Consider the following 14,515-nt stretch of genomic DNA (forward strand, 5'->3'; position numbering starts at 1 on the left):
TGCCCTCACGAGCCCCGATATTAGAACCCAGCATTCCCTACGCCCCCTGACGAAGCCGACTCAGCCGCTGCGCCCTTGAGCTGATACGTCTCCATCTGCATGTCCACGCGCAGCCCAGGAATCTCATACTCCCCGCCTTTCTCCTCCGCAGTCAGCCGGCGAGCGTCAATCCACTTGATATTCACGAGCCTGTCCAGATAGCCTAAGCCCTCGAGAAACTTCACCAAGTCCTTGAACCTACAGTCAACGTTGTTCATCCTGATAGGAATGACATAGAACGGGAGATCGCTCCCCGGCAAAGTGTGCTGGTAACTGTCCATCTGCTCGATCGGAAGCTGATTGATACTAGCTCGCTGGGCGGTTGAGGCAAACTGCTCCAGAAGTGCCGGAAGGTTGTAATCAACGGGTACCTTGAGCATCAAGACTTTTGCCTCTTCCTTCATCCTTGCCAGGAGCAGTTTCTTTTCCGTCAGGTGCGAGATGAGTTCCTTTGCCTTTTCGATCCTCACCTGCTCTCGCCCCGTCTTGACGCGGAGCTCCTTCGTTTCCTGAATGATGGGATTGAATAAACCAAAGTAAACTATCACAAGAAAAACAACCGCCACGCCGGCAACGATACCGATCCTCGCGCCCGCTGGAAGCTCGCCGAACCGCCCTAGTACCATATCATACTACCCCACTATGACTAAAGTAAATCCTATCCCTTCGTTCTGACCTTGTCCCAGAACTGCTGCCCCTCAAGCTCGCAGCGTATCTCGAATTTCTGCTTATACGTGCCAGGCACAACATCAGAGTAAATGGTCGTAAGCGCTTCGGTAAAGAGCTTCTCGCCCTTTGCCGCCCCCTTGGTGGATGCTAAGAGCGGCTCGGCCTTGACCCGCTCCACGGTCTCCCTGCTTGGCTGCAAATACGCCTCCTCGAAAAACGGAGACTCCGTAAGCCTATCAACGAATCTCGCGATCCTCTCCTGAAGCGCTACCTGTGAATCGTCGTAGGCATAGCCAATAATCAGAGCTTCCCATTTGGCGCTGCTCTCGACGCCCGGCCCCGCACCCCGGCCCCGACGACCTCGGCGCCCCGTGCCTCTCTCTCCAACGCGGTTGATCTTCACGGTCTCCACATACATGTTGGCCGAGACAAGCGTCGCCAAGTTCTCATATATGTCAGGCCAAAGCGGCTCGTTCTCGGTGAGCTTGGCCAGAAGGCCAGAGTAACTCTGGAACCGCGCAATCTGCCCGTTGACGCCTTGGAGCTCATCCAAGGCAGGTTTGAGCTCCTCGTAGTTCCCCTTCTCTACCTCGTAATTCTTCCTCGCTTTCCCCAGATCGTCACGGAGAAACAGGTAAAACAGGCCAATTATGGCAAGCACAACAACAACCAAACCCGTATAGACGAACCGCTTGACCGCCACAAAGGCCTGGGCCTTTATCTCGGACGGGAGCAGGTTGATCCTGACCAGCTTGGGCGGCTCCAGCGCAAGACCTAAACAACTTGCAAACCGAGGCGCAAGAGTCTCTAGCTCCGTGGACTGAGAACCCAAGCCCTCCAGATTGAGACCCTCCAACGGGTTGAAGAACTTGATCTCGACGTCCTCGAGCCCCTCCGCCAAGAACTCGTCAATTCGCGGAAGCCGAACCCCCTCGCCCGAAACGTAGAGCTTCTTTACGATATTGCCCCTGAACTGCTGCTTGTAATACAAGAAAGAACGCTTCAACTCCGTCGCAACTCGCTGCAAGGCAGGAATCTCTTCGATTGAGCTCGGCCCACCGGCAACACCGGGCCCGAAATCCATTTCCGCTTCGTCCTCGCCCTCCTCGAAGGCGGTCTTCATGTCATCGTAACCGGTGAAAATCTCCCTTTGGAAGTAGAGCGTCTCATTCCCAAAGATGAACATTGTGCTTATGTCTCCACCGATGTCGATCAGCGCGACCGCCTCGCCACTCGACCAGACCCCCGAGCGAGACAAAGATGCGTATAGACCGCACGAAGGCGCTGCGATAGCCGCTGGGAGTATCCCAAAAGTGCGCAGGACGTTGATGTTCTCATACACCAAGTCCCGGTTGGCGGAGACGATCATCACCTGCTGCTTGTCCTGACCCCGCTCACGAACCATCCGCAACAGCGAATAGTCAAAGATGAGGTCCTCTATCGGAACCGCCGCATCCTTCCGAACCTCGCGCTCAACTACACCCGCTACCTCTTTCCGAGGCATCGGTGGAAACGACAGGATCCGAGTCCGGACGTCCCGACCCCTGACAAGGCTCACAACGCTCTCGAACTTCTTTCTCGGTGGCAGGCTAGCAATCGCCTCCGAAAGCGCCTCGGTCTGAGCTCTCACAACCTCGTCCGGAGACGGCTTCTCCTTGAACTCCAAGTTCGAGACACCAAAGGCCCTGACCAAGGGCTCCTTCCCTGGCTCGATCTCTACTACCTTGACCGAGCTGGAATCAATATCGATGCCGATAACAGTCTTTGCCATATCCTATGACCTCGGTTATTGCCCTAAATCACGGGCATCAATCAATCAAAGCCAGTCTATACTACTTATATGCCTCAGTTGCGGCAATCGGGTACCACCAACTCTTCCCGTAATCTGTGCCAGCTATCAACAGCACTATGTCGTCGCCGTTCTCAGGATATAGCTCGCTATCGCTCTTCATCTTCGGCGTGCTGCTCGGAACAACATCGGTATGCCGCTGATCCCGTCCCTTACTTGCTATGAAAACCCTTGCCGGCTGGATGGGAACGCTTATATATCCCCCACCCGCCTCGCCCTGCATCGGACTGTCCGAATCAGGATCAATATAAACCACATAGTAGCCCGAGTAGGACATATACGCGTACTCGTTGCTCCAACTGTCTGCGTAAAGACCACCATCTGTCTCTGACTCAGTAGTCGCATACGGCCCGTTCCAGCCCATCCCGGTCGATGCGTCGTAGCTCGGCACCGGAACAGCATACAAATACGACTGCCCGCTGCTGTCGCATGGCAGCAAGTAACCATAGCTCGTCTTAGTCGCCGCAAGCATCTTCAAGCCAGAATAGACATTACTCCCGTCAGACACCCGCGTCGGAGGCCACTGGTTCACATCCCGGTAATAATTCACGGCCGCTTCCCGAATGTGCGCCATCTCCTCTCGCGTGGTCGACTCGTTCGCATCGTCCAAAACGTTGAAAACCAGTGGCGTTATGACGCCAGCCAAGAGCGCTATGATCGCTATCACAACGACCATCTCGATCAGTGTGAAACCTTTTCCGCTAAAATCTCGCAGCATAACCTTACATCCCATCATCGGTTAACACCTCATCTCGCACTAACCGGTGCCCGACAACCGAAAGACATATATTGTTATCCGTTCTATTTCTTGATGAATGCGATCATTCCATAAAGAGGCAAGAACACCGACAGCGCAACCGTCCCCACGATCAAACCCATTGACACGATCATCAGCGGCTCGGCTATCGCGAAAATCCGCCTGATTGTGTAGGGAACCTCCTTGTCGTAGTAATCGCTCACCTTCTCCAAAGTCATGTCGAGCTCCCCAGTCTCGTCACCAATCGCCAGCATCCGCAAAACCAGCGAAGGGAACTCCCCGCTCTCCGCAAGCGCCTCGGGCATGGACCCACCGGCGCGAATTCTGTCGTGTGCCTCTCTTATGACCCGGCCCAAAATCACATTGCCGATGACTTGCTCGACGATCCTTAGACACTCCGTAATCTCAACACCTGCACGATACAACGACGACATTGTATGGGAAAACCTGGAGAGCGCAACTTTTCTTATTAGCGTCCCAAACAGCGGCAGCTTCAGCTTGAACGCATCCCAGATTCTACGGCCGCTTTTGCTCCTCTTGATCACTATACGGAAAGCTATGAATAGCCCTATCAGCGCAATAATAAGATAAAACCCGTAGTGAACCATAAAACCGCTTATGCCGATAACGATCCGCGTCGGAAGCGGCAGCTCCACATCAAACTTACTGAAAATCTTCGCGAACCGCGGTATCGGAAAAACCAACAGAAACACGACCACGGCAGTGACAACGAACAAGATAACCACAGGATAGGCCAGTGCCTCGCGAATCTGCCCTTTCAGCTCCTCCTGCCACTCCAGATATGGCACAAGCCTCTCAAGAACCTCGTCAATACGACCCGTCGCCTCGCCCGCGCGCACCATGCTGACGTAAAGCTGGTTGAACACTGTGGGATGGACTGACATCGCATCTGCCAGCATAGCGCCGTTCTCTACCTGGCTTGTTATATCGTGAATGATCCGCTTGAAACCCGGCTTCTCGGTCTCACGCGTTAAGTCCTGCAAACCCGTGAGAAGAGGCACCCCAGCCGAGATAACCGTCCCAAGGTGGATAGTGAACGTGATCAGGTCTCGCGCCTTAACCTTAACTTTTTGGGCCTTGCGCTTCTTGGCATCTTTGCCATGTCCCTTCGATACTTTCGTAACTACGTAGCCAAGCTCACCTAGCCGCTCTACTAGAACCCCTGAGTTCTCTGCCTCCAGGACGCCTTCTGTCTCGCGGCCCGAAGCATCTCTCGCCTTATACGAAAATACGGGCAAACCTTCCTCGCTCAGTCTTTTTAGAACTCTACCTCTGCCGAAAGCAGAGTAACTCTACGAACCTCATCAATGGTCGTTATTCCATTCAGAACCTTGTTCATCCCATCCGTAAACATCGAGTGCATCCCGAACTTCCTCGCTGCTCGCCTGATGTCCTCGATCGACGCACGCTGCTCCGCCATAGCCTGCATTTTCTTGTTCATAACGATCATCTCAAATATGGCTATCCGGCCCTTGTATCCTGTGTGGTTACAGTAGCTGCAGCCCTTGCCTCGATAAAGCGTCAACACCTGATCCTTCCGCTGGATGGCCTCCTTGTCCTGAACGATCGATTCAAGCGCGTCCAGCCCGAGTGTCCCCTCTACGGCCTCCTTGTGAAGCGAAAGCAGCCTCAAATCCTGCTCACTAGGCTCATACGCCTCCTTGCAGTTGGGACATATCAGCCGCACCAAGCGCTGGGCCATGATCCCGAGAATTGACGACGAAACAAGAAACGGCTCGATCCCCATATCCGTCAGCCTCGGCAAAGCGCCAGCCGCATCGTTCGTGTGCAACGTGGACAGCACCAAGTGGCCTGTAAGAGCCGCACGCACGGCAAGCTCCGCTGTCTCATCGTCTCTGATCTCTCCGACCAGAATAACGTCAGGGTCCTGCCGAAGCATTGAACGCAAGCCCAAGCCAAACGTGAAGCCTGCTTTGGGGTTGATCTCCGACTGCTGGATTATCGGAAGCTGGTATTCGACCGGGTCCTCAAGCGTAACAACCTTCCTCTCAAGCGTATTCACGTGGGAAATGGCCGAATAAAGGGTTGTAGTTTTCCCACTTCCCGTGGGGCCTGTAACGAGGATAATCCCATAAGGCATATCTAGCAGCGCCTCGAACTCGTTCCGCTCGTGTTCAGGAAACCCCAGCTTCACTAAATCAAGCTGCAGCGTTGCCCGGTCAAGCAGCCTCAAAACCGCGTTCTCACCGGTTACCGTGGGAAATACGCTCACCCGGATGTCGATCTTCCGCTTCCCCACCGAGAACCCGATCTTGCCGTCCTGAGGAATACGACGCTCGGCAATATTCAAGTCCGCCATGATCTTGATTCTCGAAATGATAGACTCCCTTAAGTCCAACGGTATAGTCTTTCTCTGGTGCAAAATCCCGTCAATCCTATACCGAACACGCATCAGCTTCTCGTCAGGCTCAAAATGAATATCAGTGCAGCGCTCATGAACGGCCTGGACTATAATCCTATCTACTAACTTGATGATCGGTGCCTGCGAAGCGGCCTCTTCGATCTCTCCAAGGCCAGCCTCGCCACGCCGCCTCATCGTATCTTCGGCCATTTTCATGCCTTCATCAATAATATCCTCTACGTCCTCATCGCTGCCGTAGAACTTATCGAGCGCCTTCTCCAAATCTTGCTCCGTTACCGCCACAGGACGAATCTGCAAGCCGGTCCGACGCTCCAACCCGTCAATAATGTTCACGTCATACGCGTTCACCATCGCAACGGTCAGTGTGAAATCATCTTTCGAAAGAGGCAATATGCTATGCGCTTTGCAGAAATCGGTCGGCACCAGTTTGAGCACGTCCTCTCCGATATCTGCCGCGCTTAGATCGATCTCGGAGCGACCTCCCTCGCCAGAAAGCGCGTTGACAAGGTCGTCCTCCGAAATGAACCCAAGGTCGAATAATATCTGACCAAGCAGCTCCCCTGTTCGCTTCTGTTCACTCAGAGCCAACTCAAGCTGCTGGTCATCTATTAGACCAATCTCTCTTAGCTTCTCCCCTAACAGCGCCATCTCTCGAATACCTCTATCTCAAGGTCAAACTCTTATACTTGCGGCAAAACTACCCGCCTACACCACACCAGCAATATCCCTAATAAACAAACTATTATTGCGCCCGGCGCCTCTACCGCGACCAAGCACCACAGCCCAGAGGCGCCGGCTTGTCAATTCAACAATATCTGACTCTCACACCTTACATGGTGCGGTAACCAATGTCGTCAAAATGTGTCTCCGTTGCCCAAATCGGCGTTTGGACCGCAAAGTCCGGGCCAGCGCTCAAACACCAAACGTTGCTGCGCGTGCCTGTTTTCTGCTGGCTAGACGGCCCGTAATCGAACGCCCCAACTGACACGACATACTTGTAAGCCCAAGGATCGTCGGTCACGTAGGGCAAATAAGGTCCATTCCAACCGTGAGACATAAAGCCACCCTCGGTCGCCGCTCTCTTATACCTATAAATATAGGTATTCTGATCCGGATTACCGTTGGTTACCAAATGGAAATACATGTCATCGGACGTATTGCCCCAAGAGGACTGAGCGTCCCCCTCGAAACGCGGCATGTCGCCCATATTCCCATAAAGGTAATCGATATCCGCCTCCGTCTGATACTGCGAGAAATACGGCCAAGTTCCCGTATCCTTGTGGAACAGCAAAAGCGCGGTTGAAATGTTGCGGCAGTCACCAAGCGCTCTGGTCTGGTTTGCCTCGTCGATATACTTAAAGATCAACGGGGTCAGGATACCAGCTAGCAAGGCGATAATGGCGACAACCACAACGACCTCGATAAGGGTAAATCCCTTCTTGTTCATCATCTCACCTCCCTCACTTCCAAATTTTTCCATCACTCCGCGGCCATGCTTGGTATGACTCTCAGGAGTGATGATACCAATTGAAAATTGATTTCTCATTTATCACTATCCCAGTGTATAAGAACCCTACAACACATACTCAATAGGAGTCAACCCCCTTTTCACATTCCTAAATGCCCGTGTAAACATGCCAAATGTAGCGACAAATGGCAAGCCCCACAACAATCCCAATATGTAGTATGCTCTCCCCACTACTACACTCAATACTGGCACTTGACCCGCAAACATGAGTATATATACAAAATAATGGCCAGCACAATCTGCCCTTTGCAACCATGACAACCAATAAAGGAGCAAAAAATGAACAACCAAAACTCATTCAATACTAAACCTCAACCCAGCCAAGACCAGATTCTGGTTATGATCATAGACCATCAGGAAAAACTCCTCCCACACATACTAGGACATGAGAGCATCCTGCAAAAGGTCTCCAGGCTACTCAAGTTCTGTAGCCTGCTGTCGCTTCCGATCACTGCTACTGAGCAATACCCGGCCGGGCTCGGCCCCACCGTGGCGCCGATCGCAGACCTTTTGACCGGCCACGTCTCGACCTTCCATAAGACCACCTTTTCGTGCATGAAGGACGAGCGTATCTCACAGCACCTAAGCGGCTCCGGCCGGCGTTGCGTGGTCATTTCTGGCATCGAGACTCACATCTGTGTCCAGCAAACTGTCTGTGACTTGCTCGCCGCATCATACTGCGTCCACGTTCTCGCAGATTGCGTTGGCTCTAGGTCAGAACTTGACCACGATACAGGCCTTGAGAGGATGCGGAATGCGGGGGCGACCGTATCCACGCTCGAGGCGTTCATGTTTGAGGTCCTCGGTTCATGTAAGCACCCGCTCTTCAAACGATTCCTTAGCGAGATTATGAAGTAGGCGCCCGCGACTGACGTCTGAGCATTCTCGCTCTCTGCTCTTCTGCCCTGAGCAAGGACTGACAGCTGATGGCGCACCCCTGAACGCAAACTTCGCCGACCCAGCCGGACCTCCCACCAAACAGCGCGCCTCCCAGCCTGCCATCCGCCTCGAAGACAAGCGCGGAAGGACGAAAACGGTTGCAGCTCGAATGCCCTGAAGGGGTATAATGCGAAGAGCTGTGGGCACTGGCCCAATATAAATATCTCAAGACGAAAACCGTGGAGTAGTTTAGCATTTGACCAAGGAACCGGAGCAATGGCCGAATACACGAAAGCTGTCGTAACCTTCATAGATATTCTCGGATTCAAAGAGCTTGTGAGGACCCGGACGTGTGATGACATCAAGCGGATCCTGGGATTCTTCAGCCAAGTATCTCATGAAGCCAAGCTCGATGCCGGCATCCCGGGAATGTGGGAATCGACATTTGTTTATTTCTCCGACTCGATAGTCAGAACAGTAAGAAACATAGACGACAGAAGCAAGCACAGCCTGACTGAAGATTTTTACTTTGAACTCCATGCGTTGAAACACATTCAGTGCAATCTTCTCTTGGAAGGGCTGGTCATCAGAGGAGCGATAACTGTCGGAGACATATTCGCCGAGGGTAAGATCGTTTTCGGGCCAGCGCTCATCCGGGCGTGTAAACTTGAATCGGAAGTGGCCGAATATCCCCGGGTGATCATTGACCAAGGCGCATTTGACGAGCTCGACAGAAGTGAGTGGTTCCACGGAGCGATTGAGAACTACGCAAGGATGTGGGATGACGGTGTACTATTCGTGGATTATCTGCGTGGGCATCTGAATGAAACGGCACAGTCCGGCCCCTCCCTTGGAATCCCTTTCAGAGCGGGGATTGAGCCTATAGTCCGCCATCGTAAGCTTGTCGAAAGCAACCTGAGGAAGTTCGCGCAAAACCCCGCAATCCTAGAGAAATACAGGTGGTTGGCCGACTACCACAATTCATTAGTAACAATGATCTCAGAGTCAGGCGAGAGCTTCTTTGAGATCTGCGAAACGTCCCAAGACGAATTGCTGGTCCAGGATGAGGATATTGTGAAGCTACATGAACCATGAGGCAATCGCTGTAACGAGAGCTGTGTCTGGGAGGCTGAACAGGACGAGTATCCTAGGATGAGGACGTTCGCAAGGGAGTATGATACCTTTCTGAGGTGATAAGATAATCCTGGCAAGAAGGAGGACACAGGCTATGGGTGTTGATCAGAAAATCATCGATGAGGCTCTGAAGCAGATAGACTTTGCTCTTGAGGAGGTAAGCAGAGCCGGTTCCTCCCTGCGCGACGACTATCCGGACCTTGATATGCAGCCGAGAGCAGAGTTTGTCACTCTAGTCGTGGCAACGATTGAGCGATTTGCCCCCCCTGGGAGCGTCCATAGAAGGAACGCTGAGATGGCTATTAGGCATTTCCCCGAGGGGAATCGCTATTTCCTGTCAGAAGCAATCGGAACTCTGAGGGCGTTACGTGCCGATTATGAAAAGGGCTACTTGGCGGAGATTCACGAGCTCATTCATGGAGATCTCTTCTCTGACTTTCTGGAGCAAGCTGAATATCTTCTCGAGGAGACCTGGAAAGATCCTGCGGCAGTCATCGCCGGCGGAGTCCTTGAAGAACACCTCAGGAAACTTTGTCAGAAGAATGGCATAGAAACCGTAGCCCCAGACAAAAAGGGAAAGATGCAGCCAAAAAAGGCGAGTAGAATGAATGATGAGCTGAAGGGCAAAGGTGCTTATGAGAAACTCGGCCATTCGCAGGTGGACAGCTGGCTCAAGTTGCGCAACCTCGCCGCCCATGGGAAATACCACGAGTATGACGACAAACAAGTTGGCATTATGATCAGCGGCATCCGGGATTTCATTGTTCGTCGTCCAGCATGAATTCGCCATTGCTTCTAGCTTGTCTCACCCGTCCAGATCTTCGCGTCTGATGCATGATAATTCGCATTTTGGCCTCTTAGCGCATTCAACAACGGAGACAACGGCATGAACCGGAAGCGAATCTCAAAGGGCTTCTTCGTCTGGGCTTATGCGCTGAGCGTTGCGCTTTCTCTCGTAACTTCCGTGCTGTGGCCTCGATTCGTAGAGCGAGAACACCCCTATGTGTGGGTGTATCTGTCCGCTATCTCCGGTGTCGCCTCTCTTCGCGTTGGTGGTTTTCGTGGTCTTTGTTTACAGGGTCTGGAAGGCCATTCAGGATGGGCACGCCCGGACAACCGCCGGAAAGGCTGCTGGATTCCTATTGATACCGTTCTTCAATATGTACTGGCTGTTTCAGGCAATATGGGGATTCGCCAAGGACTACGACCGATTTCTGGACCGCAACGAGTTCAGCGCCTCGAAGCTCCCTGAAAAACTCTACCTCGCGTTCTCGATCCTCATCTCGACGAGGTGGCTCTACAGAACCGTCGCGACCTTGAAGCCAATACCCGGAGTCGGGTGTCTATTGGGGCCTTATTCGTATTTTCTCACCATCCCGACCTATATTCTCGGGATAATCGTCATCTACAAGAGCTGCAACGCGGTGAACAGCCTGCCAGAGCCAGCTGAAAAACGAGCTTCATGAGGCGAGCTCGGCACGTGCGAGCCGACGATTTCCGGCAACCAGCAGAAGCAGTTACGCGGCCGGAGGCTCTCCGTCTCGGCCGCAGCACTTCTTGTATTTCTTGCCGCTGCCGCAGGGACAGGGGTCGTTGCGGCCAATCTTGCCGTGTTGCTTCTGCATTCTTACCAGCTGTTTCTTTGAGGCGCCTTCCTGCCCCTTTGGACTGACATCTGAGGTCTGGACTGGACGACGGGCGGGCCTGCGGGACGGCCGCCTTCCTGTCTCAGGAGCCATCTGAAGCGTCATAACGTAAAACACCGAGCTCCGGGCGATGCCCGACATCAACCGCTCAAATAGATCGAAACTCTCCCGCTTGTACTCGACCAACGGATCAACCTGTGCGTAGCCGCGAAGCCCAATCCCCTCGCGAATGTGGTCGATCCCAAGAAGATGGTTCTTGAAGTCCCGGTCGATCACCCTGAGCATGATGAGCCGACACAAGACCCCCAGCTCCTCCCTTCCGATCTCCTTCTCCTTCTGTCTAAAGCCATTCCTGACGGTTTTGATCAGAATCTCCCTGAAATCCTCATAATCGTACTTCGCCGGGTCGAGCTCCCCCGTCAGGTCTATCCCTAAAGAGCCACGCATCGCACCAACCAGCGCCCGAACATCCCACTCCTCTGGGTCCTTCTTGCGGTCAGCGTGCTTGGCCAAAATGTCATCAACTGACTCTTCGGCAAAATCCATGAACTCCTCCTCGGCCTTGCCAAGAAGGATTCGCCGCCGCAGATCATATACGATCTCACGTTGACGGTTCATGACATCGTCATACTCCAGAAGATGCTTTCTTATCTCAAAGTTCTGCGCCTCGACCCGCTTCTGAGCTGTCTCAATCGCCCTCGTCAGCAACGGATGCTCCAGCCGCTCGCCGGGCTCAACCTTCAGCCGCAGCAACAGCGACTTGATGCGGTCTGCGCCGAATATCCTGAGGAGATCGTCCTCAAGCGACAGAAAGAACTTCGAGGAGCCCGGGTCCCCCTGACGACCAGCTCGACCACGCAGCTGATTGTCGATGCGCCGTGCCTCGTGCCGCTCAGTCCCGAGCACGTGAAGCCCGCCAAACTCAGCCACTCCCTCGCCCAACACGATGTCCGTGCCCCGGCCCGCCATGTTCGTCGCTATCATTACCGCCCCCTTTTGGCCTGCTTCGGCAACAATCTCAGCCTCCTTCTCGTGGTGCTTCGCGTTCAGCACCGAGTGCTTGATCCCCCGCTTCTTCAACATCCGGCTCAACCGCTCCGATTTGTCCACCGAAGTCGTCCCAACAAGAACAGGCCGACCGTTCTCATGAAGCCCCTCTATCGACTCCACGACCGCCTCGAACTTCTCCCCCTCCGTCAAATAAATCGCGTCCGGCTGACTGTCCCTGACCAGAGGCCTATTCGTAGGAATCACCACAACCTCGAGCTTGTATATCTTGTAAAACTCCGACGCCTCAGTGTCGGCGGTCCCCGTCATCCCAGAAAGCTTTTCATACATCCGGAAATAGTTCTGGATCGTGACGCTCGCCAGAGTCTGGTTCTCGCTCTCAACGCGAACGCCCTCCTTCGCCTCCAATGCCTGATGAAGACCGTCCGAATACCGCCGGCCAGGCATGATCCGGCCCGTGAACTCGTCAACTATGATGACCTTTCCATCCTTCACCACGTAGTCAACGTCTCGCTTGAATAAAAACCGTGACTTAAGCGCCTGGTTGATATACGAAAGAAAATCCATCTTCTCCGGCGCATACAGGTTATCGATCCCAAGCTGCGTCTCTATCGACTTTATCCCTGCCTCCGTCAGCGTTATACTCCGAGCCTTCTCGTCAACCTCGAAGTCCCGGTCCTTGTGCAGACGACGAACGACCCGGTCCGCCTCGTAGTATCCTGTGGTCGATTCCTCTGATGGCCCAGAGATAATGAGCGGCGTTCGCGCCTCGTCTATCAGGATGCTGTCCACCTCATCCACGATCGCGAAGTTGTGGCCTCGCTGGACAAACTCACTCACGTCGTGCCGCATGTTGTCCCGCAGATAGTCGAACCCAAACTCGCTGTTCGTCCCGTAAATAATGTCGGATTGGTAGGCGGCCAAACGATCCTTATACTCCATATCGTTCTGAAGCGCAGCGACCGAAAGCCCTAGCGACTCATAAACCGGGCCCATCCAGACCGCGTCCCTTCTCGCAAGGTAGTCATTCACCGTAACGATATGCACGCCCCTGTCAGTAAGTGCGTTCAGATACGCTGCGAGCGTCGCCACGAGCGTCTTGCCCTCCCCGGTCGCCATCTCCGCTATCTTGCCCTGATGAAGCACAATCCCGCCGATCATCTGCATGTCAAAATGGCGCATACTCACCGTCCGCTTCGCCGCCTCCCTGACGACGGCGAAAGCCTCCGGCAAGATGTCATCGAGCGTCTCGCCATCACCCAGCCGGCCACGAAACGCATCCGTCTTCGCCATCAGCTCACTGTCCAAAAGCTGCGAGATACCCTCCTCCAGAGAATTGATCTCGTCCAAAGCCTGGGACATCCGCTTCAGGACCCGCTCGTTCCGAGTCCCGAAAACTTTGCTTAAAATGGCGCTAAACATCCCAAAACCACCTCACTAATCCCCCACAGGGGAACGCCACTGATAGTAACTGCGCTATTATACTATGTCCCCTCAAAAGACCAATCGCCATAATCACTGCAAAACGCATCAGTCGAGCGGTTCCCATGCTTGGACTGTAGGATGGCCTTTTCAGCCTGACGGCGCTTGAACTTGCAGGCTCCCATGATACGCACTACTGCATATAGTGTTCAGCTGACGCTCAGTCTCTGCCGATTCTCGAGGAGAAACAGCAAATGCCAAAGGAGAGCATCTCCCAAGTAAAAGAGTCACCGGAGGGCGGCTATGAGGCGTGGGCTCTCGGCCATTCGATCTTCACGGAGGCGGACAACCTGGAAAAGCTGAAAGAGAGGGTCGCGGAGGCAGTCCGCTGTCATTTCGATGACGACGAGATGCCAACCGTCATCCGGTTACATGTGATTCGCAGGGAGGTCCTGACCCCGTGAGGCTCCCCAGGGGAGTTAGCGGGCAGGAGTTGGCGAGACTCCTGGCAAGGTTGGCTATCGGCCCAACAGATACTGACAGATATTGCAGCCCGTATCGAGATCGACAAGGCGGAACTTATCGAGCGACTTTGGGCCAGGTGAGTCAAGGGGCCAGCCCTGTCGTCCCAACCCTCCAGAGGCTGTCCGCCAGGCGCCTTTCAAGACACGCCGACTCGTTCGACCGCGAGGTTCTCGAACTGCATTAGCGGCTGGTCCCCCGCGAATCTCAGGTATTCATGCGCGGAAAGTATCTCAATCCCCACGATTCCACCCTTAGAGTCGCAGTCGATCGCAACGTCCTCACTCAGGCGCAGCGTCGTAACCTCCTGCTTGCCCTCCACGAACCGGAGGTAAACTGCATCGACCTTAGGATCATAACTTACTCTCATCAGCGCCCCTCCTAGAAATAGAAAGCATAAACCGTAACCACGACTAATCTCTCCTTCTCCTCAACAACAATGGGAACCACTTGCTTGACCGCATAGTATTTCCCGCCCCAACGCCTGTTGAAGTCGAAGTTGAGCCTGAACGACAGTCGTCCTTTTTTTGCAGGGACTCTTTCGCCCTTATCAATAGCCTCTAGCACCTCGTTCTTGCTTATACCTCTCTCCTCTATCTGCCTTAAAGCATGATCGGACAAGACAGTTCTTTTCTCAACCATGACCATCCAATGGTTG

Annotated in this window: 14 protein-coding genes; 5 read left to right on the forward strand and 9 right to left on the reverse strand. The window is 53.7% G+C overall.

The features are described 5' to 3' along the window. Nucleotides 1-20: 20 nt before the first annotated feature. The 6 genes from pilO to VM163_08185 all read right to left on the reverse strand — a co-directional run bounded on the left by pilO (nucleotide 21) and on the right by VM163_08185 (nucleotide 7,168). Entirely contained in the window at nucleotides 21-665 is a 645-nt protein-coding gene (gene pilO / locus VM163_08160; GenBank protein HUT03847.1) for a type 4a pilus biogenesis protein PilO, read from the reverse strand. A gap of 32 nt (nucleotides 666-697) precedes the next feature. Continuing rightward, complete coding sequence (gene pilM, locus VM163_08165; protein ID HUT03848.1) at nucleotides 698-2,479, reverse strand: pilus assembly protein PilM; 1,782 nt, start codon at nucleotides 2,477-2,479, stop codon at nucleotides 698-700. 61 nt (nucleotides 2,480-2,540) lie between these two features. Further along, entirely contained in the window at nucleotides 2,541-3,293 is a 753-nt protein-coding gene (locus VM163_08170; GenBank protein HUT03849.1) for a prepilin-type N-terminal cleavage/methylation domain-containing protein, read from the reverse strand. 65 nt (nucleotides 3,294-3,358) lie between these two features. Then, a complete protein-coding gene (locus VM163_08175) occupies nucleotides 3,359-4,573 on the reverse strand; it encodes a type II secretion system F family protein (GenBank protein ID HUT03850.1) in 1,215 nt (404 codons plus the stop codon). Nucleotides 4,574-4,593: 20 nt separating this feature from the next. After that, nucleotides 4,594-6,366 carry an ATPase, T2SS/T4P/T4SS family gene (locus VM163_08180; GenBank protein ID HUT03851.1) on the reverse strand — a complete coding sequence of 591 codons (1,773 nt, stop codon included), beginning with the start codon at nucleotides 6,364-6,366 and terminating at the stop codon, nucleotides 4,594-4,596. Nucleotides 6,367-6,547: 181 nt separating this feature from the next. Then, entirely contained in the window at nucleotides 6,548-7,168 is a 621-nt protein-coding gene (locus VM163_08185) for a prepilin-type N-terminal cleavage/methylation domain-containing protein (protein HUT03852.1), read from the reverse strand. Nucleotides 7,169-7,525: 357 nt separating this feature from the next. On the opposite strand from VM163_08185, the gene VM163_08190 reads away from it, so the two are divergent. The 4 genes from VM163_08190 (at nucleotide 7,526) to VM163_08205 (ending at nucleotide 10,725) form a co-directional block, all read left to right on the forward strand. Next, nucleotides 7,526-8,104, forward strand: coding sequence for a hydrolase (locus VM163_08190; GenBank protein HUT03853.1), 579 nt, complete (start codon nucleotides 7,526-7,528; stop codon nucleotides 8,102-8,104). 297 nt (nucleotides 8,105-8,401) lie between these two features. Further along, a complete protein-coding gene (locus VM163_08195) occupies nucleotides 8,402-9,220 on the forward strand; it encodes a hypothetical protein (GenBank protein HUT03854.1) in 819 nt (272 codons plus the stop codon). Between the two features lie 133 nt (nucleotides 9,221-9,353). Next, nucleotides 9,354-10,040, forward strand: a complete 687-nt coding sequence (locus tag VM163_08200) for a hypothetical protein (GenBank protein HUT03855.1) — start codon at nucleotides 9,354-9,356, stop codon at nucleotides 10,038-10,040. 220 nt (nucleotides 10,041-10,260) lie between these two features. Then, on the forward strand, nucleotides 10,261-10,725 hold the full coding sequence (locus VM163_08205) for a hypothetical protein (protein HUT03856.1): 465 nt from the start codon (nucleotides 10,261-10,263) through the stop codon (nucleotides 10,723-10,725). Between the two features lie 51 nt (nucleotides 10,726-10,776). On the opposite strand, the gene secA is transcribed toward VM163_08205, so the two are convergent. Continuing rightward, nucleotides 10,777-13,335 (reverse strand): preprotein translocase subunit SecA, encoded by a 2,559-nt coding sequence (secA, locus tag VM163_08210; protein ID HUT03857.1) that lies wholly within the window; start codon nucleotides 13,333-13,335, stop codon nucleotides 10,777-10,779. 254 nt (nucleotides 13,336-13,589) lie between these two features. Here secA and VM163_08215 point away from each other — a divergent pair, with 254 nt between their 5' ends. Beyond that, a complete protein-coding gene (locus VM163_08215; GenBank protein HUT03858.1) occupies nucleotides 13,590-13,799 on the forward strand; it encodes a 2-oxoisovalerate dehydrogenase in 210 nt (69 codons plus the stop codon). 197 nt (nucleotides 13,800-13,996) lie between these two features. On the opposite strand, the gene VM163_08220 is transcribed toward VM163_08215, so the two are convergent. Together VM163_08220 and VM163_08225 are read right to left on the reverse strand one after the other, a co-directional pair. Then, complete coding sequence (locus tag VM163_08220; protein ID HUT03859.1) at nucleotides 13,997-14,227, reverse strand: DUF2283 domain-containing protein; 231 nt, start codon at nucleotides 14,225-14,227, stop codon at nucleotides 13,997-13,999. 11 nt (nucleotides 14,228-14,238) lie between these two features. Further along, nucleotides 14,239-14,499: a DUF4258 domain-containing protein gene (locus VM163_08225; GenBank protein HUT03860.1), complete on the reverse strand. Its 261-nt coding sequence runs from the start codon at nucleotides 14,497-14,499 to the stop codon at nucleotides 14,239-14,241. Nucleotides 14,500-14,515: the final 16 nt, after the last annotated feature.

This window comes from bacterium (genome assembly GCA_035527515.1).
Classification (GTDB): Bacteria; B130-G9; B130-G9; order B130-G9; family B130-G9; genus B130-G9.

Coding starts and splice junctions, on each gene's coding strand:
- VM163_08180 (HUT03851.1), bottom strand. CDS start 6,366: ATGGCGCTGTTAGGGGAGAAGCTAAGAGAGATTGGTCTAATAGATGAC.
- VM163_08220 (HUT03859.1), bottom strand. CDS start 14,227: ATGAGAGTAAGTTATGATCCTAAGGTCGATGCAGTTTACCTCCGGTTC.
- VM163_08185 (HUT03852.1), bottom strand. CDS start 7,168: ATGATGAACAAGAAGGGATTTACCCTTATCGAGGTCGTTGTGGTTGTC.
- VM163_08170 (HUT03849.1), bottom strand. CDS start 3,293: ATGATGGGATGTAAGGTTATGCTGCGAGATTTTAGCGGAAAAGGTTTC.
- VM163_08205 (HUT03856.1), top strand. CDS start 10,261: ATGTGTGGGTGTATCTGTCCGCTATCTCCGGTGTCGCCTCTCTTCGCG.
- VM163_08195 (HUT03854.1), top strand. CDS start 8,402: ATGGCCGAATACACGAAAGCTGTCGTAACCTTCATAGATATTCTCGGA.
- VM163_08215 (HUT03858.1), top strand. CDS start 13,590: ATGCCAAAGGAGAGCATCTCCCAAGTAAAAGAGTCACCGGAGGGCGGC.
- pilO (HUT03847.1), bottom strand. CDS start 665: ATGGTACTAGGGCGGTTCGGCGAGCTTCCAGCGGGCGCGAGGATCGGT.
- VM163_08225 (HUT03860.1), bottom strand. CDS start 14,499: ATGGTTGAGAAAAGAACTGTCTTGTCCGATCATGCTTTAAGGCAGATA.
- VM163_08200 (HUT03855.1), top strand. CDS start 9,354: ATGGGTGTTGATCAGAAAATCATCGATGAGGCTCTGAAGCAGATAGAC.
- pilM (HUT03848.1), bottom strand. CDS start 2,479: ATGGCAAAGACTGTTATCGGCATCGATATTGATTCCAGCTCGGTCAAG.
- secA (HUT03857.1), bottom strand. CDS start 13,335: ATGTTTAGCGCCATTTTAAGCAAAGTTTTCGGGACTCGGAACGAGCGG.
- VM163_08190 (HUT03853.1), top strand. CDS start 7,526: ATGAACAACCAAAACTCATTCAATACTAAACCTCAACCCAGCCAAGAC.